This is a genomic window from Geofilum rubicundum JCM 15548, from assembly GCF_000974365.1.
GTDB lineage: Bacteria > Bacteroidota > Bacteroidia > Bacteroidales > Marinilabiliaceae > Geofilum > Geofilum rubicundum.
Map to the genome: position 1 here is coordinate 1 of NZ_BAZW01000141.1, position 1,541 is coordinate 1,541.

1 protein-coding gene is annotated in these 1,541 nt (G+C 33.9%); it reads right to left on the minus strand.

Annotated features, from left to right (window positions below):
• Nucleotides 1-135: 135 nt before the first annotated feature.
• On the minus strand, nucleotides 136-1,541 hold a 1,406-nt coding region (locus JCM15548_RS20385; RefSeq protein ID WP_439645468.1), incomplete at its 5' end, for a glycoside hydrolase family 140 protein.

Consider the following 1,541-nt stretch of genomic DNA (forward strand, 5'->3'; position numbering starts at 1 on the left):
TTACAACGTTAAGTGTATGATTTCGTAAGGGATTGCGGGCTTCAAACTTATCAAGTTACCACCCAAATTTGATGCGGGCGATAACGCTCGAAAACCTCTGAAACCCTTATGAATTATACACATTGTTACCAAACGTTATTTATTCAAATCTTTAAAATCTATCTTATAATTTTCCGCTGTCAATATCAAGAGAAAATCACTTCCCCAGCCACTCGACCAAGGTTTAAACTCTTGAGGTGTGATATTCTCAAAATCACCAATACGTTTTATTTTACCACTTCGCGGATTAAACCAATATGCATTTATTCTCTTCGAATCTATTTGTGCTAAATCAATCTTAATTGGATTTCCTATTGGCGTATATGCAATAACAACTTTTTTATCTGAACTAATTGCGCTTAAAATATATGATTCGTTCTCTGGATTATTGTTTAGTATCAAATTTTGATTAAGTATCATCTTTTGCCATGATAGTTTCTCAAAAATTCGTCTCATAAAGCCCATTTGAGAAGAACCGGGTAGCTGAAGTGCAGCTTGCCAATCAGTCCGTGCATTTATTATAGGCACTTTGCTGACATCATACATTTGCCAAATATCATTACAGCCGTATGTGTAACCTGCTGCTCCAGCAATTAAGCTCCAATATGCTGAAACTCTAACGTCAGCATCGTCAAGCCAACCATGTGATTTTTCTTCCCAAAATCTATCAGGTATATTTTCATATCTCGCTTCACCATTTATTATTGGTCGCTTTGTTGACGATTTTTTACTATCTAGCACATAAGAATACTCTTTAGCAGTTCTGCTATGTCCACTTTGATACATATCAAAATCAAGCCACTTATCATTAAGGAAATCCGTAGCTTTTTTTGCGCCGACTGGATGAAAACTTATTAAATGATTTCTGTCAATCTCTCGAATACCCTTTGCCATTGCTCGAACTATTTCAAAATGATTTTCATTTTCAAGTGCTCTATCTCCTCCAAGAATCCATATTAAATTATTGTAATTTAGATATCTTTTTGCTAAAAGCTCTCCGTATATTCTAGCATTCTCTGTATTAAATATTTCTGGTCCTGTTCCCCATTTTTTATTGAACTTATCACCCCAAGATGGCAGCAAGGCTATATATAGTCCAAGTTCATTTGCTTTTTCTATTACATAATCAACATGTGTAAAATATTGCTCATTTAATTTAGTTGGGTCATTATTAATTAGGGGTTTTTCTCCATAGGCATTTGGTGTATTCAAACCATCTAGTTCTGCAAGAATTACAGTTTGTATTACAGTAAATCCTTTATTAGCTCTATCTGCCAGATATTTGTCTATTTCTTCTTTACCCAAACGATGTATAAGTTCCCATGCAGTTCCTCCTAACCAAAAAAAAGGTTCATTGTCATGTGTTACAATATAATTGCTATCACTACTTATTTTTAACAAAGGTAAGTTCTGTCCTAGACTTGTCTGAATTATTAAGAAGCTGACTAAAATAAAAAGTATATGTTTCATTGTTGCACTGTCCTTTTTAATGTTTGGTAACG